This is a genomic window from Moorena sp. SIO3I8, assembly GCF_010692325.1.
GTDB lineage: Bacteria > Cyanobacteriota > Cyanobacteriia > Cyanobacteriales > Coleofasciculaceae > Moorena.
On sequence record NZ_JAAHHW010000068.1, the window covers coordinates 1 to 21,419 of the forward strand.

At 44.8% G+C, this 21,419-nt stretch carries 13 protein-coding genes; 5 read left to right on the forward strand and 8 right to left on the reverse strand.

Going from position 1 to position 21,419, the window contains the following annotated elements:
• Nucleotides 1-312: 312 nt before the first annotated feature.
• The gene (locus F6K51_RS22815; protein WP_293024502.1) at nt 313-1,410 is read left to right on the forward strand and encodes an acyl-CoA dehydrogenase family protein; all 1,098 of its coding nucleotides are present in this window, start codon (nt 313-315) and stop codon (nt 1,408-1,410) included.
• Between the two features lie 411 nt (nt 1,411-1,821).
• Nucleotides 1,822-3,210, forward strand: coding sequence for an SDR family oxidoreductase (locus tag F6K51_RS22820; RefSeq protein ID WP_293024504.1), 1,389 nt, complete (start codon nt 1,822-1,824; stop codon nt 3,208-3,210).
• On the opposite strand, the gene F6K51_RS22825 is transcribed toward F6K51_RS22820, so the two are convergent.
• The 8 genes from F6K51_RS22825 to F6K51_RS22860 form a co-directional block, all read right to left on the reverse strand.
• On the reverse strand, nt 3,189-3,320 hold the full coding sequence (locus F6K51_RS22825) for a hypothetical protein (protein WP_293024506.1): 132 nt from the start codon (nt 3,318-3,320) through the stop codon (nt 3,189-3,191). The two genes, F6K51_RS22820 and F6K51_RS22825, sit on opposite strands and share 22 nt — an antisense overlap.
• Before the next feature lie 60 nt (nt 3,321-3,380).
• A complete protein-coding gene (locus F6K51_RS22830; RefSeq protein WP_293024508.1) occupies nt 3,381-5,543 on the reverse strand; it encodes a hypothetical protein in 2,163 nt (720 codons plus the stop codon).
• A gap of 118 nt (nt 5,544-5,661) precedes the next feature.
• Nucleotides 5,662-6,960, reverse strand: coding sequence for a transposase (locus F6K51_RS22835; protein WP_293024510.1), 1,299 nt, complete (start codon nt 6,958-6,960; stop codon nt 5,662-5,664).
• A 374-nt stretch (nt 6,961-7,334) separates the two neighbouring features.
• Nucleotides 7,335-7,787 (reverse strand): hypothetical protein, encoded by a 453-nt coding sequence (locus tag F6K51_RS22840; protein ID WP_293024512.1) that lies wholly within the window; start codon nt 7,785-7,787, stop codon nt 7,335-7,337.
• 29 nt (nt 7,788-7,816) lie between these two features.
• Nucleotides 7,817-7,984, reverse strand: coding sequence for a hypothetical protein (locus tag F6K51_RS22845; protein WP_293024514.1), 168 nt, complete (start codon nt 7,982-7,984; stop codon nt 7,817-7,819).
• Nucleotides 7,985-8,453: 469 nt separating this feature from the next.
• On the reverse strand, nt 8,454-8,939 hold the full coding sequence (locus F6K51_RS22850) for a hypothetical protein (protein WP_293024516.1): 486 nt from the start codon (nt 8,937-8,939) through the stop codon (nt 8,454-8,456).
• 317 nt (nt 8,940-9,256) lie between these two features.
• A complete protein-coding gene (gene larB, locus F6K51_RS22855) occupies nt 9,257-10,030 on the reverse strand; it encodes a nickel pincer cofactor biosynthesis protein LarB (RefSeq protein WP_293024518.1) in 774 nt (257 codons plus the stop codon).
• Nucleotides 10,031-10,458: 428 nt separating this feature from the next.
• Nucleotides 10,459-12,243, reverse strand: a complete 1,785-nt coding sequence (locus F6K51_RS22860; RefSeq protein WP_293024520.1) for an ABC transporter substrate-binding protein — start codon at nt 12,241-12,243, stop codon at nt 10,459-10,461.
• 965 nt (nt 12,244-13,208) lie between these two features.
• Between F6K51_RS22860 and F6K51_RS22865 the strand changes: the two genes are divergently transcribed.
• The 3 genes from F6K51_RS22865 to F6K51_RS22875 all read left to right on the forward strand — a co-directional run bounded on the left by F6K51_RS22865 (nt 13,209) and on the right by F6K51_RS22875 (nt 21,363).
• A complete protein-coding gene (locus tag F6K51_RS22865; protein WP_293024522.1) occupies nt 13,209-14,492 on the forward strand; it encodes an ATP-binding protein in 1,284 nt (427 codons plus the stop codon).
• A gap of 65 nt (nt 14,493-14,557) precedes the next feature.
• Entirely contained in the window at nt 14,558-17,554 is a 2,997-nt protein-coding gene (locus tag F6K51_RS22870; RefSeq protein ID WP_293024524.1) for an ABC transporter substrate-binding protein, read from the forward strand.
• 410 nt (nt 17,555-17,964) lie between these two features.
• Nucleotides 17,965-21,363, forward strand: a complete 3,399-nt coding sequence (locus F6K51_RS22875; RefSeq protein WP_293024525.1) for an ABC transporter substrate-binding protein — start codon at nt 17,965-17,967, stop codon at nt 21,361-21,363.
• Nucleotides 21,364-21,419: the final 56 nt, after the last annotated feature.

A 21,419-nucleotide genomic window follows, 5' to 3' on the forward strand; every position in this document is an offset into this window, starting at 1 on the left:
AGGGAAGGGGAGGGGAGGGGTAGGGTGTGAGGGGGGGGGGGGGGGGGGGGTGGGGGGGGGGGGGGGGGGGGGGGGGGTGGGGGGAGGGTGGGGAGGGTGGGGAGTGTGGGGAGAGGGGGGAGTGTGGGGAGGGAAGAAGTAGTTTTGGATAAGAGGATATCTTCAAATATATTTTTGATCATTGTCTTGATGCAGTCGCGAATGGTAAAAGTATCGGGATTAAAATTTATGTAGCAAGCGGATCTGGGAAAAAATCCTGTGTACCTCTTTAGGTTAGAAACCGCTATAGATTTAGATTAACTAGAAAGGTTGATGCAGGTAATCAAAAAGTATCCCGATAATGACCAACAAAGCCTATTAGAGACAGCAGAGTCTTACCTAAGGGAATCCGTTGCTCCCTTGGCTAATGAGATTGATAGTGCTCCTGAGGTGTTACGAGAGGCTCTCAAGGGGATGAGCGTTCGCACTTTGCTAGGGCTACGGATTCCCAAATCCTGGGGAGGTGTCGAAGTCAGTAGCACCACCTTTCCATACTTTCAGCAACTGGTAGCACGGTATTCCGGTGCTTTGGCATTCTTGCAAATGCAACACCAGAGTGCTGGAGCAATGATCGCCTTCTCTGAGAATGAATCGTTGAAGCAGCAGTATCTTCCCAAATTAGCCAAGGGTCAAGTGCTAGTTGGTATCGGCTTTTCCCAAGTGCGACGAACAGGTAACCCACCGGTGAAAGCTATTCCGGTAGATGGTGGATATCAGATCAGCGGAAAAGTGCCTTGGGTTACTGGGTTTAGCTTGTTTCAAGAGTTTGTCATTGGTGCAGTATTGCCTGATGGTCGAGAAGTTTACGGTACGGTGCCATTGACTCCAACTTCCCAAGATGCAGGTGGTACTATTACCTTTAGCAAACCCATGGCATTGGCGGCGATGCAATCCACCAATACGGTTAGTGCTACCCTTACGGATTGGTTCTTACCCGAAGAAGGTGTGGTCTCGATTGCTAAAGCAGGTGCAATTCACGGAAATGACCAGAAAAAAGTTTTGTCTGCTGGTTTTTTGGCCCTAGGATGTGCCCAAGCTGGACTCGACATTGTAGAAGCGGCTGCCAAAACCAAGCAACTGGATTTTCTATTCAATGCTTTTGAATCCCTCAATGGGGAATTGATTCGCTGCCAGACAGCTATGATCCAAGCAGTAAAAGCCGATTCCCAGACCTTTGAACAACGACTACAACTGAGGACTTGGGCAATTAACTTAGCAGGACGATGTGCTCAAGCAGCGGTGACTGTGTCTAGTGGTGCTGCTAACTACAAACACCATGCTGCCCAGCGAGTCTATCGCGAAGCTTTGGTATTCACTGTCTCTGGTCAAACCACCGCTGTCATGGAGGGAACTCTGGCTCGGTTGGTATAGCGCTACGCGCAAGTCAGAAGTCAGAAGTCAGAAGTCAGAAGTAAGCTAGGACTAGGTTTCGGAGTTTAGAAGCGATGCAGCGCGGTCTTGGGGGTTTCCCCCATGAGCGACTGCATCAAGACAATGTCAAACATCTGAATCGGTAGTGCTATAAATGTTTCCTGTGGGTGAATCCTGATTGACAGAATTAGAAACTCCTATACTCCCATATCTTCCTCTTCTGCCAACTTTGTGCTAAGTCTTAACATCTAATCTCAACATCTAATCTAATCATGTAATATAATTGTATTATAAAAGGGCGTAGTGCAGAGGCAGTCACACCAGCCTTCTAAGCTTTCAAGACGTCGGCTTTGCCCAATCGCCCCCGCCGAATTCTGTCTGTGTCGTACAGCTTGTGTAGTACATACAACTATGGATATCACCCAACCCCATCACCCAAGTGTCAATGAGCAGGAGTTAGCCATTTGCCTGAGGGTGCTTGAGGCAGCGGGTAGGATGTCCAGTGACAATCCACAGCTGTTGACTATTGAACGGGCGGTGTCAGCACTGAAGAAGCAACTCAAACAAAAGCGTCGCCACCAGCGCAAGCAGGCTCGCCGTCAGCATGACTTGGCTTTGCTGGCTCGTGCCCAGATTCATAGCGAAGCCTTGCCGGAACGATTACGCCAGCTGGCTGCAGGGGTATCCCTTGACCATGATCAACTCTATACTCCCCAGCTATGCTACGTGTGCAAGCAGCCTTACAAACGTGTACATCACTTTTACCACCAGTTTTGTCCTAACTGTGCCCCTGAACACTATAGTCGGCGCTACGCCAGAACTGATTTACAGGGTCGGCGAGTGCTAGTCACGGGTGGACGGATTAAGATTGGGTATCACGTTGCACTCAAAATGCTACGAGACGGTGCTCATGTGATTGTAACCACCCGATTCCCGAAAGATGCCGCCCGTCGATACCTGGCTGAGACAGACTCACACCTATGGGGTGACCGATTGGAAATCTACGGGCTAGACTTTCGTGATCTGCGTGGGGTGATGGCATTTATCGATCAGTTGCTGGCATCTGCCCCACTCAATATTATTATCAATAATGCTGCCCAAACCATTCGCCGCCCACCTGCATATTTCAAAACTCTTGTCCAAGGGGAGATGGAGAGTCTGGATCAACAAACCAGGCAATGGGTGAAAGCTGAATCAGAGGCTCTGGTCAAGAAGTCAGCACTTAACGCTTTTTACCAGCTCTGTCTGAGCAGCAAGGAGGATCCAAACTTTCCGGATGGAGTCCTTGACATTGAGGGTCAGCCCTTAGATTTGAGGCATGTTAATAGCTGGCGACTGTTACTTGACCAGGTTGAGCCGATCGAGATGGTTGAGGCTTGGTTGGTAACGACTATGGCTCCTTACTTATTTAATTCCCGCTTGAAGCCGTCACTGATGGCATCTCCTTTCGAAGATCGTTATATTGTCAATGTCTCTGCTGTAGAAGGTCAATTCTCCTATGGAAATAAGACACCCTATCATCCCCACACTAATATGGCTAAAGCCGCACTGAACATGATGACCCGAACTGTGGGGATGGATTATGTTTGCGATCGCATTTATATGACCAGTGTTGACACTGGTTGGATTACAGACGAGAAGCCTCATCCTGTGCGTGAATACCTCCGTCAGCAAGGATTCCGTCCACCACTTGATGTGATTGATGGTGCTGCACGGGTTTATGATCCCATTGTGCGCGGGTTAGCAGGGGAGCGCCTCTATGGGGTGTTCCTGAAAGACTACAAACCATGTAACTGGTAAGGTCGTATCATGTCCGGTTTCAAAGTTATAGTGTAGGGAATCGGGAATCGGGAATCGGGAATCGGGAATCGGGAAAACTGATCTGACTCCCGATCCCCCCATCTCCGCATCTCCCCATCTCCCTATCTCCCCATCTCCCTACTCTCTACTCCCTGCGCTATATGAGCTCCTCAGGGGTTCATTAGCTTAAGCAAAATAGTCTGCCATTTTTGTACTAATGCTTGATCACTAGTCTGAATTTCCTGAATTACCCACTGCTCCATCCCTAAGGAAGCAAAGGAATATCTACCGTTACCTAACTGCTCCTGATCTTGATCAATAATGACGCCTTGTTCTACTAGGTTTGTTAACTCTCGTTGATGTTGGCTAAAGATTACGTCAATTTTAGTTAAGTCAATGTCACTTAAGTCAATAGTAATCTTTTGCTCAAGACCACCTTTTAACTTCGACCAAGCCATCAGTATCAACAGCCCTTGCTCGACATCGCTGCACCGTTGCCAAATATTTTGGAAAATATGTCTAGTTTGACTTTCAAACTCCTTGATAAAAGTTTCAGTATCGGGTAACTTCCCAGTTCTTAATGCTCTAAATAGCAAAGAACCAGCAATTTGTAGCAGCGCCGGATGTCCACCAGCCCTGTCTTTAATGACATTCCGTAATGCTGGTGTGATGGGAATACTCGCCATCAATTGCTCCACTTCAGTTTCCGTTAATGGCTTCAGGGACCGAAACAGATAGTGATTGTACCACGGGGATTTATCTGGGGTTAGACTCGGCCCAAGTTCATTGAGACGGCGGAGTGAGGTGACAATCATTGATAAATATCTCCTCTCCCGAGAGTGATAGGCAATACTACGACACTCACTTAGAAAGGCTTCCATGTCAGCTTGAGTATAGTGTGGGTTTTCCCGCAAAGCCGCATCATAGTCATCCACTAGCAACACCAAGAACTTGTTGTGTTTCCCAAGCTTGCGCAATACTTGGGGCATAGCCCTGGCAGTTGCTTTTCCGTGGTCGAGCAATGTCTCAATTTCAGTCTGAAGGTCTGGCTCACTATCCAATTTATAGATCAGCTCAGTTAGGACTTCTTGCCAAAACCCGGAAGCTGTAAACGGTTGGATACTTTCGCAACTGAGTAACACCATCACTGCCTGTGATGGGTCTTGTCCATACTCTTTCCAAACGTCTGGGGAAGCTAGGAGTTCCAGGAAAGAGGTCTTACCCATGCCTGGACCACCCCAAATCGCTAAGTTACTGCGGTTCGAGATTTGATTAAAACCAGCCAGAATTTCTGATTGTCGTCCCACAAAACGGTCTGGGGGAACTGGTGCGCCTACAACGAAAGGATTGTTTAATTGGTTATAGAATTGATAAGCTTGTTGATTTTCTGGCTCTATCCTTAGCACTTGGTCAAATTGCCGCCTGGCTAGGATAACTTCCCCTACTTCCATGAGGTGTTGTCCATAACCTAAATGCGATCGCACTAATCCATCCTGATTCCGGACTGGATCAACTAGGTATGCTTGCTGATAGTATTCTACTGCTTTATCAAATACGTCACCTTCCAAATATATCCTTGCGATCTCGAATAAAGCACGAAAGTGATTGGGATTGGCTTTCAAAATCTGTTCATAGGGTTTTACTTTCTGCCATACATCCCCCTGATCAGTTTGTTCAATTGCTTGTTGATAACTAGCCTTAGCCTCTGGATCGAGGTCTTCCAATTCAAATATCTCTCGCCGCAATGGGTAACGTTGGATTAACCAGCGGCGGACTAATTCTATTTTTACCTTGTAGGATTTTTCTTTATAGGATGAAACTTGATCAGTTATGTCTACAACCCCCAAGAAACCTGATTCAACTAGTTTTTCCCTAGCTTGAGTCAAAGACTCGGTGATGGTAACGCCATACTCTTCCAGTAAACTCAACGGGTCTTGCACAACCTGAGTATAATTTCTTTCAGCTTTTTTTTGAGCCTCTGCTACTGCCGAAAATATCACTCGTTCCGGAATCGGTAATCCATCCCGAAACCAGGTTAATCCTCCCTCACCAATTTCAATGGCATCATCCACAATTCTGGTGACATCATCACCAGTTACCTGCCACTTTTGTTCAGTTCTAGCTTGAGAAAACAGTGCATGACATAGGACCTGAGTGAAATAGGGATGACCTGATGTTAATGCTAAGATAGCATCGATTGCCTCTGAGTCATAGGTCAAAGACCCCTGAGCTGGTTCAGTAGACTTCGCGGCAGTTGTCGGGAACAGGGAACAGGGAACAGGGAACAGTGGAGAAGAATTGACGCAAACACTATCAGAAAAATACTTTTGCAAGAGGTCTAGTAATTAACTTTGTGGCACTTCGTTCACTGAGCAAGCCAACTTTTTGGCTAGGAGCACCTTTAATTGAACTACCCCACCTGTCGCAGGGATGGGGATTCCCAGGCACAACCTATACGGCTGTTATATCCATGGGCGTGACTTTCCTTCGCACCGAAGGTAGCTGGGTGGGGTTAATTCCCAGTTTCTTAAGACCCCGCATTTTGATGTTTACTGCACCATTTATGTCAGCGTCATCGTGGTACCCACACTCAGTGCAAACAAATTTTTCTCCTTTTCGATTGTCTGCGCTAGTGTGGTGACACTTTGGACATCGCTGAGATGTATGTTTGGGGTTAATCTTGATGACTGGAATGCCTGACTTTGCAGCCACGACTTCAACCTTTTTGACTAATTCACCCCAGGCAGCGTCGGAAATTACACGATTAAGACCTTTCTTGGCTGATTGTCCATTACGGTCGTAACCACCCAAATCCTTGGGCTTGGGTTTACAGCGAGACTTCATCCCTTTGATGTTCAAGTCCTCAAACACCAGAGCATCTGCTCCATTACTTAGATTTTTTGCTGTTTCCCAATGGTATGCAGAACGTTTATTGGTAACCCGTTCGTGCAACGAGGCTACTTTGGAAAAGGCTTTTTTGCGATTGTTTGAACCCTTCTTCTTTCGACTCGCAGCTCGTTGTCTTAGTCTTAAACGTCTGGTTTGGCGTTTGGACTTCTTACTATTGGCTGGGTTTTGAACTATCTCTCCATCAGAAATACTAAGGAGTTTTCTGATTCCTAGATCGCATCCTTTAACACGATCAGGTCTAATCTCGTGTTTAGTTTTTACTGGTGGAACTGGTACCGATTTATCCTCGATCTGAATGCTAACAAACCATCCCCGTGATTGACGACGAACGGTTACAGATTTCATGGTAAAACCATCCGGGATGGGACGGGAATTATGGAATCGCATCCACCCTATTCCTGGTAAATAGATTCGATTACCATCTAGTTTTACCTGGCCTGGAGCATACTTGAGGCTCCGGAAACGATATCGCCTTTTAGGTCTTGGATATTTGGCTTCTCCCTTGAAAAACTTTGAAAAGGCTACATCCAACTGTCTTAACATTTGCTGTAGAACAGTCGAATTGATCGCTTTGTACCAAGGTCGTTGTTTTTTGAGGGAGGGGAGACTTGAACTTTGAACCTCGTAAGCACTCCGGCGAGGATTCTTTTGACTCTTTTTCCAGGGATAACCTATCGAGCTTGACTTGTTTACCGAACAGGACAATGGGCACGCCTCTCCATGAGTCTTCAAATCGCAGTAATTACCAAGTTTTGGTGATTTAACCTGCTCGTAGGACTCATTTCTATCTCTTAACAAGTAGTTGTACTGAGCCAATAGCATATCTAGCCATCGGTTCATTGTAGCTTCTTGCTGAGAGCTTGGGATTAGTTTATAGACGTAACCCAATTGCATAGTATCGACCTTTTTTTTCGGTGCTATCTTGATTATATATTACCGAAATTGATCTGACAAGAGAATGGTAAGACAAAAACCAATAAAAGTAGGACGCCCCTGTCTTCACGGCTCACCCAAAACAACACACACTATTAAGGCGACAAACACAGCTTGGAACGGATTAAAGAGATTGGCAGCTAAATCAGGTTTAAGCCTGTCAGAGTATTTAGAGTCGCTGGGAAAAACTGGGACACTACCTAGTTAATGGATTGTGGCTTACGCCACTTGAGAGGGTGAATTCATCCCCGTCCTCTTAGGTCGGGGTATTCTTCGCCCTCTCAAACTCTCCCACTCCGATAATCATCCGCTAGCAATACTAGGAATTTATTGTGTGCTCCCAGCTTACCCAAGACTTCAAGGAAATCCTTAGCAGTGCTTTTTCCCTCTTGGACTAATCTATCGATATCTGCTTGCAGCTCAGGATTGCTGTCCAGTTTAGTTTTAATCAAGCTCAAGACCTTTCCCCAGAAGCCAGACCCACTGAAGGGATGGATACTCAGGCAATTTAACAACACAATCACTGCTTGCGATGGGTCGGTCTGATGTATTCGCCAGATTTCCGGCCAAGTGAGTAATTCCAGAAAGGAAGACTTTCCAATGCCCGGACCTCCCCACACTGATAGGTTACTGCGATGGGAGATTTGATCGAAAGCGGTTTCAATCAGAGCAGTTCGTCCCACAAAACGCTCTGGGGGGACTGGCTTACCGACAATGAAGGGATTGCTTGGCATTGGAACTAAGTTAGTAATTCAATCAGTAATTATTTAAGCAGTGTTGAACAGGGAATCGGGAATAGGGGGAATAGTATGGGGAGAGTCTGGGCAGGGGGAGGAGTGTAGGAAGAAGGGGGAGAGGAGGGCGGGGGCTCGGGCAGATTAATTAAGTTGTTTTCGATTAAATCAGTATCTTTAAGTAGATTTTTGCTCATTTTTCTCGTAGTTCCTACTCTGATGACAACAACGATTTTGGGAAACGTTTATGACTGGATTTAACTCTTGTGGGCACTATTTTCAGTATAGTGCAGTTCTCAATTGTGTGAGGTACTTTGCTCCTGGGTTGATGGAAGTCGGGAGTCGGGAGTTGGGAGTCGGGAGTCGGGAGTCGGGAAAAAATTCTGTGTCGCTCATTACTATGATAACCTGAAAAGGCTTGAAAACCCTATATTATCATGGTTTCATGCCTCGAAAATTTGAGTCTTTAATCAGACTACTATGAAATAGTTAAATTGGTGCTACGTTTCCAAAGATTTTAGATTTCCTGATCTGAATTTGTCTGTCCCGACAATTAATCTGATCTGTAGCATACTTTTTTCTATTTCCTATAACTAGCCAGTAAGTATTCAGCTAATGCGCTACGCGCATTAGCTGATAGCTGATAGCTGACGGATGAATGCTTACCTAGCGAGTCCAAACACTACCACCGAAGCCACCTGTTCTCCGAACTGCTGTTAGCCTGCGGTTTGAATCGATTCTGACTACCATTTCGCCAGAGCTGCGAGTCCGACCCCTAGGTACATCTGCCCAGTTACCAGCAACTTCATTCTTACCAATGTAGCCATGGAAGACATTGCTGAAAGTTCGGCCATTATTAGAACTTTGACCATACCACCAGAGTTCATTACCTACTTGCCGAATATAGTAGGTGCCACCATCATTGGCTCGCCAGGTACCAGTCAGACTAATTGCAACCGCTTGAGCTACCAAGTCCGGTGAGGATGTTTGGTCAAAGCTACTTTTCTGTTCTAGTTCAGGGACTGTGGCGGAGTTGCGATTAGCCCCATTGCCAAGAAAGTCTGGGATTTTTGCCAAGGTGGGATTTACCAGACTCATAGCAAAAACTGCACCACTGATACAAAGAGTTGCCGTACTTAGTTTAAAATTCATAATCACCTCTTTGAAACACTAGTGGAAGGAATCAAGGTCTCAAACTTTTCCCTCCAATTACTTATCAGGGTGAGTTTTATCATTTACTCTTGGGGTAGGGATTTTGTAATTTTTCTTAACAAAAGGAACAGGGATTAGGGAGTAGGGAGTAGGGCAAAGGGAACTTAGGATCAAAAATTATCAGAATTCCTACACGGATCCCTATTTAATCAGTCCCGTAACGCACCACCGGGTCAAACAGCTTTAATGAGATGCACCCAATCCTCTGAGCTCTTTGCTACTGTTCCCTGTTCCCTATTCCCTATTCCCTTGTTCTATCAACCCTGCAACTTCTGACCAGTCCTAAGAATCTGTCCAGCTAAGACAGCAGCACCAAAGCCATTATCAATATTCACTACTCCTATGCCTGGTGCGCAAGAATTCAACATGGTTAACAGGGGTGCCATACCACCAAAACTGGCTCCATAGCCGACACTAGTAGGAACGGCAATTACTGGACAATCGGCCATGCCAGCTACCACACTGGGCAATGCTCCTTCCATCCCAGCTACCACAATTAAGACATCGGCTTCGACAATCATCTGTCGATTATTCAGCAAGCGGTGGATACCAGCTACCCCCACATCCCAAAGGCGCTTGACCTGAAACCCACATAATTCAGCGGTAATGGCTGCTTCCTGAGCTACTGGTAAATCCGATGTGCCAGCGGAAATTAGACTAATGGTGCCGGGATACTTAGGTTCGAGCTGAGATGGTGCGATCGCACAAATCCGAGCTGTGGAATAATACTGTAACTCTGGGACTTTTGACTCTAGCTCCGTTGCCACCTCTGGTGTAATCCGTGTTGCCATTACTACCGGATTCCGCTGGCGCATGACCGCCATAATCTGAGCAATTTGGTCTGGGGTTTTTCCCTCTCCCCAAATTACCTCAGGAAATCCAGTTCTTAAGGTGCGGTGGTGGTCAATTTTGGCAAAATCACCCACTTCTTCGTAGGTAAAATCTTTGAGTTTATCTAGAGCAACAGTTGGGCTAAGGTCACCAGCCGCCACCGCTTCCAGTAGAGATTTTAATGCTTCGGGTTGAGTCATTTTTTTTTAAGGGAGTAGGGAGTAGGGAATCGGGAGTAGGGAGTAGGGAGTAGGGAATCGGGAGTCGGGAATCGGGAGTCGGGAATCGGGAATCGGGAAGAAGTTTTAATGGTTTAATGTTGAGCTACGATTTATAGCAATTCTCTTTACCATGAGGTACAAAGGTATCCCCCTAAATCCCCCTTAAAAAGGGGGACTTTGAGGTTTATAATTTTACCTTATACATGCAATAAACGCTATATAGTTTTTCTAAATAGATCATGAAGTCCCATCCTTATTGATCATAACATCAAAAACTCCTCGTATTTATTTCCTACTATTCCCTATTCCCTGTTCCCTGTTCCCTATCTCCCCATCTCCCCATCTCCCCATCTCCCTATCTCCCTATCTCCCTATCTCCCTATCTCCCCATCTCCCCATCTCCCCATTCATTCTGAAATTTTCAGTTCATCAATATTCCAGAATGCGCCTCCTAGAGCGGAATATTCAATGCCTTCTATGGAATTACGAACTGCGGTCATGGAGAGAGGGTTAATCAGATAAATATAAGGCAAGTGTTCTAAATTAATCCGTTGGGCTTCTTGATAAATCTTTTTGCGATTGTTTTCATCTAATTCTTGAGCGCCTTGGATATAAAGGTCACTTATTTTTTGCTCCCAATCGGCTATTTTACGACCTTGAATCGGGGATTGACCAGGGAAGGTTTTTTGATTAAAGCTGTGCAATCCCCCATCCACAGACCAGACATTAGAACTATTATTGGGTTCAAAGCCACCGCCACTAAAACCAAGGAGATGGCATTCCCAATCTAAGCTATTGCCGAGTTTGTCTACTAGGGTATTGAAGGCAATGGGAGTAAAATCGACTTTAATGCCAATTTTACTGAGGTCTTGCTTAATCTGTGCTCCCATGGCTTCTCGCAGCTTATTACCAGCATTAGTCATTAAGGTGAAACGGACTCGATTACCTTGGCTATCGAACAATTCGCCTTCGTCATTGTATTTAAAGCCCGCCTTTAATAGTAATTTTTTGGCTTTTTCGGGATTATAGTCATACACGGGTAACCCTTCTTCTGGTGATAGATAATAGGGGCTTTGCACGGGTATATTAGAATATTGCGGCGCACCTAACCCCCGATACAAATTATTCAGCATCGTTTGCCGGTCTATGCCATAGGCAACGGCTTGTCTAAATTCGAGAGTATTAAACCAACGGGACTTAATTGGATCTACTAAAGGCTCTCCATCCCGGCTACCGGTGTTGAGATTGAAGGAGATAAAACTGGAACTGAGGGTAGGACCAGCGATGTGGATGGTAAAGTTACCCTTTTTTTCCTCTTGCTTGAGCAGGGAATAGTATTCAGGGGATACACCCAGAGCATCTAATCCGCCGGAGCGAAACTGAATGAAGGATGAATCCGTTGATTCTACAATTTCCCAGATCACCCGCTCAATATAAGGTTGCTGGTTTCCCTGTTCATCTTTTTTCCAGTAGTAGGGATTACGGTCATAAACCACCCGCTGACTGGTGCGGTAGAGTTTAAGTTTGTAAGGACCGTTGACAATAATATCCTTGGGGTCTGTATCTACCCCCCACATGGTCAAAAACTTAGGATTCCCCTCTGAATCTTTGGTTTTTACGGATTCTTGCAGCACATGAGCGGGTAAGATCTTTAAGCCAGTACTGCGGAGAAAGGGCGCAAAGGGTTCAGGCACAGAAAATTCCACCTGACGCTGGTCTATCTTCCTGACCTTTGGTAAGGCTCGACTCTTGCCAACCCGGAGGATATCTCTAGAATCAGTGGGAATTTCTGGGTTGAGGTAGATGTCATTGTAGGTAAAGACGACATCATCAGTGGTTAGGGGCTCACCATCGGACCACTTTAGCCCCTCCCTCAAGGTAAATAGGATTTTAAGTTTATCGTCGGAAATCTGCCAGGATTCCGCTAAACCCGGGATTATTTCCCCGGTGATGCCATCAGTGTCTACTAAACCCTCAAAGGTAAGACCAAAAATACTGGTGGCACTTTGGTTGAGGGCATAGTTAAAGGTATTTATGTCACTGAGAATACTCTGGACTATGTGGGGAACGTCAGCTGCCTTGGTTTCAAATTGGCTGATGCTACAGCCAGGCAGTGCGATCGCAAAACTCAAAGCCAGGAAAATTCCTAGACAACGATACCACAGAAGCACAAGAGATTTAGCAGAGGTCATATAAGAAAGGGAGTAGGGAGTAGGGAGTAGGGGGTAGGGAATCGGGAGTGGGGAATCGGGAGTCGGGAGTCGGGAAAATAGTTAGTTGTTTACTAGCATACCAAGTGGCGTAGGGTGGGTTAGGGGCGGGCTTGCCCTGATCATCCCCCTCTTCGGGCTAGCGTGCGATCGCATTTTGCTGAGATCTGGCACCAGTACAAAAAAACTTACAGCCGTTTTCACCTCATCCCTCTGTTCAGATCAGAAAAATACCATAACACAAGTACCCTCATGGGTACTATCAAAATTCGATTTATTGTTTATAATAAAACCCACACTTTTAATAACAGGAGTAACCCACCAAAAGCCTTGATTCCTAAACAGCTGATAGCTGAATGGTTACCTTATAGGAGCTAACTGCTACTGTGATTCCGTAAGCATTCAGCGGTCAGTGTTCAGCGGTCAGCTGACGTAACAGAGATTAAACCAATGCGTACCTGTTTTATTCAAAAGCACCTCAAGTAGCGCATTAGCTGAGAGCTGAGAGCTGATAGCTGAGAGCTGATAGCTGATAGCTGAATGGTTACGTGATTCCAGTCACCAAACCATTAAGGTTAGTGTCACAAACTAAGTACATACATCACTGTAGTGTTATAGTAGTTTTATAATTATTACGAAATATTACCTACAAAGTCATCGAGACCTATAGGGTTCACAAGTTTTGCCCCAAACGTTCACAAGTTATCGATATTAGGTAATCAATGGGTGCATTTTGTGACGACTTTGAACCAATAAAGGGGAGCATTGAAGCCCGAAATAATTCTTTGATAATTAATTAGGACTTACCCATTGCCCCCTAAATCCCCCAAACTTGGGGGACTTTCGTGACTTTGTCCCCCCCAGATTTGGGGGGTTAGGGGGGCAAAAGCAACTAAACTTTCCTAAGTCCTATTAATGCAAATTGAAAATTGAATATGGAAGCCAAGATGATGCAAAATCCTTTTACCTACGGTCAGCCAGTTTCCCTAGAGCGTTTTGTGGGACGACGATCAGAAATTCAGGCGGCCTTTGATCAAATCTATAACCGTAGTAACCTAGCCCTTTGGGGAGGGCCAGCCATGGGCAAGACCTCTTTCCTGGAACTCCTGGCTTCCCCCCAAGTTTGGCAACACTATGGACAAGACCCATCCCAGGCTGTGATCGTGCTCCTGAGTTGCCAGAGTATCCAACCCTTTACAGCTCCAAGGTTTTGGAAAGAAGTCTTTAATCTGCTCCAAGAGGAATTACACAGTGAGCCAGACCTCCAGGAACAGATCCAGACATTGCTGGACCAGGGAAAAGCAACCAGCAGGGGCATGCGCCAAGTATTAAAGCAGCTTGGCAAACGCCACAAATTCTTACTGTTGCTAGTGGATGACTATGATTGGGCACTGCTGGAAAACCAGCACTATAGTCATGCTGACATGGAAACCTTTGTCACGGAGTGTCGCAGTATTGCCTATCACTCTCGGGAGAGGAAATATCTATCCATGATTGTGGCCTCACTCCGGCGTCTCAGTGAACTTGGTCCTGCTCTCAATCCCCATAGTTCTCCCTGGTACAACCATTATCTGTTCCAATCCCTGAAGCCATTGACTGACTCTGACATTGATCAATTAATGGCTGGTATTCCAATTACCCCAACCTTACGGGGGCTGATCCGAGAGATTGCTGGTGGACATCCGGCTCTGCTCCAGATTGCTGGTTCTTTGCTTTATCGAGAGCTAAAAACTGGCAAAATCCCTGATGCCCAAGCCTTTACTCGGGACTTTGAAGCTACTACCCTATCGATTTTTGAAACGATTTGGAAAAGGTGCAGCGAGGTTGAGCAAGCTTTATTGATGTTGATAGCCTTATTTAAGTTAAACGGTCGTCTCCATCATAACAAGCACTTTGACTTAAAAGGTATTGACGTAATCTTTAGCCAACACCAGCGAGAGTTAACTAACCTCGTCGAACAAGGGGTGATTACTAACCGAAAAGAACCAGGAGTGATGATCTGCCATCAAGACTTATTATTTACCTCATCCATTATGGAACGGTGGGTGATTCAGGAACTTTGGCAGACTAATAATCCGTTACTAGAAGATAGGCAAAAAGTCTTTCTCAATCTACTCAGCCATAGTCAAGCTCATCAAGTCACCGAGGCGATTAAGTGGATATCGCAACATCAAGACAAAATCAAGACTGCTTTGGCATGGGTGAGTAAGGTGTTAGCTGCATTTTCTTGACGTGAAAGGGCAGCTAACCTTGAGTGTTTTGGAGAAACGTTAAACAAATCATAAATAGTCCGCGAATGGTTAATAACTGCCGTAATCATCCTAATCCTTATATTATCGGGAGTGTAATCGATGATCCAGACAAGTTTTTTGGACGAGAGAGTCTGTTTCAGTTTATCGAAGACAACCTCAGGCAGAGGGTAAAGGTAATCTTACTCCATGGTCAACGACGAATTGGCAAGTCATCGATCTTGGCACAAATTCCCAAGAAAGTTGCTACGGATCAGTTTTTCTTTGTTAACTCCGATTTACACAGCTCTATTCACAAACCCTTGAGTCTTCTTATCCATGAATTGGCTCAAGATATTTGTGAGCACTTAGTTGATGACTTTGATCTAGATCAAGATTATATTACCCCGCCCTCGAAACAAGAGTTAGACAAGGATCCAACTATTTTTGTTGAACAATTTTTGCCGAAAGTTTATTGGGTATTAAAAAGTAAAAATTTGGTAGTTCTGCTGGATGAATTTGATGTTTTAACAAACCCAAAGTCTCGCTCAGAATACCGATTTTTTCCCTATTTAGCTGACTTGATTAAACGGCACCATCAATTATTTATGATTGCCGTAATGGGGCGGAATCTCGATGATTTGCCCACTCTACTCCACGTGTTTGGGAGTCCACCCTACCAAGAAATTGGTTTTCTCGATGAGTTCAGTGCTAGACGACTAATTACTAAACCAGCTAAGGATGTGGTAACCTATGAAATCAATGCCATTAACGAAATTTACAAACTCTCCGCTGGGCATCCCTATTTTACCCAAGTCCTATGCTCTACTCTGTTCTCGAGGGCTAGGGAAAACCAAAACAGGAGGATTTATAGCGCAGATGTGGAGCTTATAGTTAAGCAGGCTATTGAAAAAGCTGAAGCGGGATTGGCGTGGTTGTGGGATGGGTTACCGATCCCAGAGCAAGTGGTATTTTCAGCGGTGGCAGAGGCTCAAAAAATAGCTATCTCACAACACCAGACGGTGCCAGAACACCCATTATCCTTCCTCAAGCGCTATGGTGTGATCCAGACCAAGTCCCTGTATGAAGCAGCCAAACGACTTCAACGCTACGGTTTCGTCGATGACACAGAACGTAGAGTAAAGGTGCGATTAGTCCAGCACTGGTTGGTTCAGTATCACCCACTACGGCAAGAGATACTAGCACTGCAGACTCTAGACCAAGACCGAACTAATCCGATCTATCAACTAGCCACTGCACGGTATCAACAAGGGCAAATTCAGAAAGCACTAGTGCTCTATGAAGAGGTTTTGCAAATGAATCCCAATCATTTTAGGGCTCTGTTGGCTCTAGCTCACGGCTATCTCCAGGTCAAAAATTTCAGCAAAGCCGTAGACGTATATACAAGAGTTTATAAAGTTAAGCCAGTACAAAGCAAAGAAGGGTTGTTGCGATCGCTACTAAAGTATGGAGATCAGTTGATCGAGCAAAAAGCATTCACAACAGCCAAGAGGCCTTTTCAGCAAGTGTTGGACATTGAACCTGACCACCAATTAGCGCGGCAGAAGCTAGAACATATTAAAGCTAAAATCGCAGCTATTAGTAATCAACCTATCACTCCGGTTCATACCCCCCCAAATCGTACTGGGTTAGACATGGGCAAACTAGCAGCAGCTGTAGCAATCATTTCCCTGGTTGGTGTGGGATTTTATAACGTATCAACTCCCTGTCCAACCAGTGCCCAGAAAGTCTTCGGGATTACATGTATCGCCAAGAGTAGTCATACTAATACTAGTCAGAGTATTAGTCGGGGTGAGCGCAGCTTATTTCCTAGAATTGACAACAAGACAAAAATTGACCTTGCTACTGAAGCATTCGGAAACCAAAACTATTCTGAAGCGGCTAACTTGTTTAACCAAGCTTGGCAGGCTAATCCCAATGATCCAGAATTGCTGATTTACTACAACAATGCCCGCGCTCGTCAAAGAGGTTTTGAGCCATTCACTATTGCTGTGGTAGTGCCCATAGACGAGTCAGAATCCGGGGCAAAAGAAATATTGCGGGGAGTAGCCCAAGCCCAACATCAGTTCAATAATTCAGATGGATTAAATGGCCGATGGTTGGAAATTGCGATCGCTAACGATGGCAATGATCCAGCCAAAACTAAAAAAATAGCTCAGGCTTTGGTTAAAGACAACTCGATCCTGGGAGTAATTGGACATAACTCTAGTGATGCCACTAAAGCTGCCCTGCCCGTATATGACCAAGGTGGCTTAGCCATTATTTCCTCCACCAGCACCAGTAGTGATTTAAACAGTTTTGATGACCAGAACAACGTGTTCTTTAGGACAGCGCCTTCTAATGTAGTACTTGCAAGAAAACTGGCTGACTATGTCAAAATTAAAGCTGGCTTAGACAAGGTCGTAATTTTTTATGATTCTGAGAGTGTCTATAGTAAAGGTTTTAAACAGGATTTTAAAAAAGACTTTGAAAAACTGGGAGGTAAGGTAGTTCGGGAGATTGAATTAAACAATCCCAAGCTGAATATAACTAAAGAAGTTAAAAATAGTCTCTCTAAAGATCAAGTCAAGGCGGCTATGTTATTTCCGGGCGTGAAATCTGTGATTACAAGTATGAAGATTTCTAAAGCCAACACTAACTTAAACAACCGAGTTCAGCAAGGGCTGAAGTTATTCGGTGGGGATACTTTATATGACAAGACAATCTGGCAAGAGCGTGGAAAAGGGGTTCAAGGGTTGACTATGGCAGTCCCCTGGTTTAGCGAAGCACCACAGGCAATAACCTTTTCTACAGCAGCTAGAGAACTATGGCGAGGGAGGGTTAGCTGGGCTACTGCTACTAGCTTCGATGCTACTCAAGCCTTTATTGATGCTTTGTTCAAGGACGCCGACCGAAAGCAAGTTCTCGACAGACTCCGCAATATTCATCTTTTCCCAAGTGATACCTCAGGGTTCCCGTTGCAGTTTACTGACCAAGGGGAGCGTGAGAGTGAACCTGTCCTGGTGGAAGTAGTTGAGGGTCAATTTAAATTCGTGTCAGAGTAAGACCAAGAGGGGGTTGAAAAGTCGCCATGATCATCAAGCCTGGGGCAATACCACCTAAGTCCCTTTCACCAATACTGACTAAAAATACTAACTAAAATTTTAGATTTATAACCTGGGGAGGAAATATAAGGATTCTAAACATCATCCTAGGGAGTTCTCTAGAAAACCAGTTACAGGACTTACGCATTTGCCCCCTAAATCCCCCAATTCTGGGGGACTTTGACATCATTTACCCCCCAAGCGAGGGATTGCTCGCTTGGGGGGTTAGGGGGGCAAAAACAATTAAACTCCGTAAGTCCTAAGTTATACAAAACCTCAATAATTGGATAGTATAGAGTGTGTAGTAAGTAAAAACAAGCTAACTAAAGCAGTAAACCTTATATCTCTATCTCTATCGGAGATGACAAAAAATGATTTCAACAGTTGCTAGAAATCCCTATGTAATTGGTCGTCCAATTGATGATAATGACCACGACTTATTTTGGGGAAGACGAAGCTTATTCGGGTTTATCGAGGATAACCTCAGGAATAAAACCAAGGTGATGATAGTCTACGGACAACGGCGGATTGGTAAGTCTTCCCTACTCCGTCATATTCCTACATCTGTAGACTTAGATAACTTTGCCTTTGTGCCCTTTGATCTGGAATCCTACCGTCACAACTCTCTTGGTGAGGTTTTGGAAGAACTGGCCACAGAAATCCTTGATAGCTTGGAACTAGACTCCCCTGAAATTTCCTTGCCTGACCCTACCGCCCTAGATACCGACCCATCGCTCTTTGCTAACCAGTTTTTGCCCCAAGTTTATCAAAGCTTGGGTAACCAAAATCTAGCATTATTGCTGGATGAATTCGAGACTTTAAATGCCCCAGATAATACCCCAGATAATCACCTATTATACCAGCATTTATTTCCTTACTTAAAATCCCTAGTTGCTCGACAGGATAATTTATATCTAATTCTTTGTGTCGAACAGCAATCCAAAGATTTACCGAATTTACTCCAGATATTCAAGGATGCCCCAACCCAAGAAATTGGCTTACTTGATCAACAAACTACCCAGGAGCTAATTACCAAACCAGCAGCAGGGTTATTGACCTACGAAACTGCTGCTATCGAAGCTATTTACAATTTATCAGCTGGGCATCCCTATTTTACCCAAGTCCTATGCTTTGCTATTTTTAGCAGAGCTAGGGAGCTAGAGCAGTGGCAAATCACCCCAGAAGATGTGGAAAACAGTGTAGACCAAGCCCTAGAAAATGCTAGTGCTGGTTTGGCAGGGATTAGAGCCGGATTATCTATTCCAGAGCGAGTAGTATTCTCTGCCTTTGCCGAGGCGGATAATACCGTTAACAATAGTTATAAAAATAGTTCAGATGGGCCATTACAGCCGTTTTCAGATGAATTGACCTCACTACCAACTGCAAGCCCCCTAAATCCCCCAATTCTGGGGGACTTTAACTCAGAAACCCCCCAAAGTTGGGGGGCTAAATTAGATCCCCCCCAGCCCCCCGCGCGGAAGGGGGAGCCATACTCAAAGTCCCCCTTATTAAGGGGGGAGCCATACTCAAAGTCCCCCTTATTAAGGGGGGAGCCATACTCAAAGTCCCCCTTATTAAGGGGGGAGCCATACTCAAAGTCCCCCTTAATAAGGGGGGAGCCATACTCAAAGTCCCCCTTTTTTAAGGGGGATTTAGGGGGATCTCAGAGTTTGAAGACACGCCCTAGGGGGGCGAAACTTGCTGTAACTCTGCTGGAACACTACGGCGTTATTCAAACAAATTCCTTAATGGAAGCACTAGACCAACTAGCGAAACGGGGTTTCTTAGATAAAACCAAACAGAAGATAACCATTGAATTTATCCGGCGCTGGTTGATTAAACGTTACCCACTTCAGCAAGAAATCCTAGAACTAGAAAAACTAGGGCAAGAGCAAACTAATCCCATCTATCAACAAGCCACTACCCAGTATCAACAGGGGGAAATTACCAAAGCCCTAAGGCTATATGAACAGGTGTTGGAACTAAACCCTAATCATTTTAGTGCTGTCTTTGCCCTAGCTGAAGGATATCTAGATAGCGGAAAATTTTACAAAGCGGTTACCTATTACAAAAGAGCCTATAAAGTTGACCAAATCTGTAACAAAGATGGGTTGGTGCGATCGCTACTCAATTATGGCAATCAGTTAATCGATCAACAAGAATTAAAAACAGCAAAAAAACAGTTAAAGCAAGTATTGGAAATTGAGCAAGACAATCTATTTGCACTAGAAAAACTACTGGAAATTGAATATTATCAAAAATTAGATAATTCTGAAAAATTAGATAAAAATACTGATAGCTCCGGGATGACTGGTGAGTTTAGATACGTCAGTAATTATCAGAACCTTAGTCAATGGAATTGGTTAGGTAAAATAGTAGCAGCTGTAGCAATTATTTCCCTAGTTGGTGTAGGATTTGATAACGTATCAAAGCCCTGTCCAACCGGTGCCCAAAAAGTCTTTGGGATTAGATGCGTCGTTACTACTATTAGTCGAGGTGAGCACAGCTTATTTCCTAGAATTGACAACAAGGATAAATTTGACAAGAAAACATTTGACCGTGCTACTGAAGCATTCCAAAACCAAAACTATAACGCAGCAGCTCAGGGTTTTTACCAAGCTTGGCAGGCTAATCGAAATGATCCAGAATTGCTGATTTACTACAACAATGCCCGAGCCCGTCAACAGGGGTTGGAGCCATTCACTATCGCTGTGGTAGTGCCCATAGACCAGTCACAATCCACAGCAAAAGAAATATTGCGAGGGGTGGCCGAAGCCCAAGATCAGTTCAATAATTCAGAGGGATTAAATGGTCGATTCCTCGAAATTGCGATCGCTAACGATGGCAACGATCCAGCCCAAGCCAAAAAAATAGCTCAGGCTTTAGTTAAGGACAAGTCTATCCTGGGGGTAATTGGACATAACTCTAGTGATGCCACTAAAGCTGCAATCCCGGTCTATGACAAAGCTGGCTTAGGGATGATTTCCTCCACCAGCGCCAGTAGTGATTTAACCAGTCTTGATGTCAAGAAAAACGTGTTCTTTAGAACAGTTGCTTCTAATCAAGCACTTGGGAAAAAACTGGCTCAACATGTCAAAACTCAACCTGGCTTAGACCAGGTCGTAATTTTCTATGATGCTGAAAGTGCCTATAGCAAGAGTTTAAACAAAGATTTTCAAAGTGTGTTTGAAAATCTAGGGGGTAAGGTGGTTCGGGAGATTGACTTAAACAATCGCGACCTGAATATAACTGAAGAAGTAAAACGCAGTCTCTCTCAAGATCAAGTCAAGGCCGCCATGTTATTCCCCAGCGTGGAATACATTAATACAGCTGTTAATATTGCTAAAGCCAACGCTAACCTGAACCCTAACCCCAACAACCAAGATCAGCAAGGGCTGAAGTTATTCGGTGGGGATACTTTAAATAATTATCAAACCTTGAAAGAGGGTGGGCAAGCGGTGGAAGGGTTGACTATAGCAGTCCCCTGGTTTAGGGAATCACGAGATGCCAGAAACTTTTCTACAGCAGCTAGGGAACTATGGAAAGGGGAGGTTAACTGGCGCACTGCCACTAGCTTCGATGCTACTCAAGCCTTTATTCAGGCTTTGTTTCAGGACGCCGATCGAGAGTTAGTTCTCGACAGACTCCGCAATATTAAGCTTTCACCTAATGAAACCTCTGGGTTACCGTTGCAGTTTAATAACCAAGGGGAGGGTGAGAGTGAACCTGTCCTGGTGCAAGTGGTTGACGGTAAATTTAAATTGAAATGAGTTCATAGGGCAATTAGCATCTGTTGCCTAGCAGCGGAGAAATATGTCAAACTATT

Coding starts and splice junctions, on each gene's coding strand:
- F6K51_RS22815 (WP_293024502.1), top strand. CDS start 313: ATGCAGGTAATCAAAAAGTATCCCGATAATGACCAACAAAGCCTATTA.
- F6K51_RS22820 (WP_293024504.1), top strand. CDS start 1,822: ATGGATATCACCCAACCCCATCACCCAAGTGTCAATGAGCAGGAGTTA.
- F6K51_RS22825 (WP_293024506.1), bottom strand. CDS start 3,320: ATGCGGAGATGGGGGGATCGGGAGTCAGATCAGTTTTCCCGATTCCCG.
- F6K51_RS22835 (WP_293024510.1), bottom strand. CDS start 6,960: ATGAACCGATGGCTAGATATGCTATTGGCTCAGTACAACTACTTGTTA.
- F6K51_RS22840 (WP_293024512.1), bottom strand. CDS start 7,787: ATGCCAAGCAATCCCTTCATTGTCGGTAAGCCAGTCCCCCCAGAGCGT.
- F6K51_RS22845 (WP_293024514.1), bottom strand. CDS start 7,984: ATGAGCAAAAATCTACTTAAAGATACTGATTTAATCGAAAACAACTTA.
- F6K51_RS22850 (WP_293024516.1), bottom strand. CDS start 8,939: ATGAATTTTAAACTAAGTACGGCAACTCTTTGTATCAGTGGTGCAGTT.
- larB (WP_293024518.1), bottom strand. CDS start 10,030: ATGACTCAACCCGAAGCATTAAAATCTCTACTGGAAGCGGTGGCGGCT.
- F6K51_RS22860 (WP_293024520.1), bottom strand. CDS start 12,243: ATGACCTCTGCTAAATCTCTTGTGCTTCTGTGGTATCGTTGTCTAGGA.
- F6K51_RS22865 (WP_293024522.1), top strand. CDS start 13,209: ATGATGCAAAATCCTTTTACCTACGGTCAGCCAGTTTCCCTAGAGCGT.
- F6K51_RS22870 (WP_293024524.1), top strand. CDS start 14,558: ATGGTTAATAACTGCCGTAATCATCCTAATCCTTATATTATCGGGAGT.
- F6K51_RS22875 (WP_293024525.1), top strand. CDS start 17,965: ATGATTTCAACAGTTGCTAGAAATCCCTATGTAATTGGTCGTCCAATT.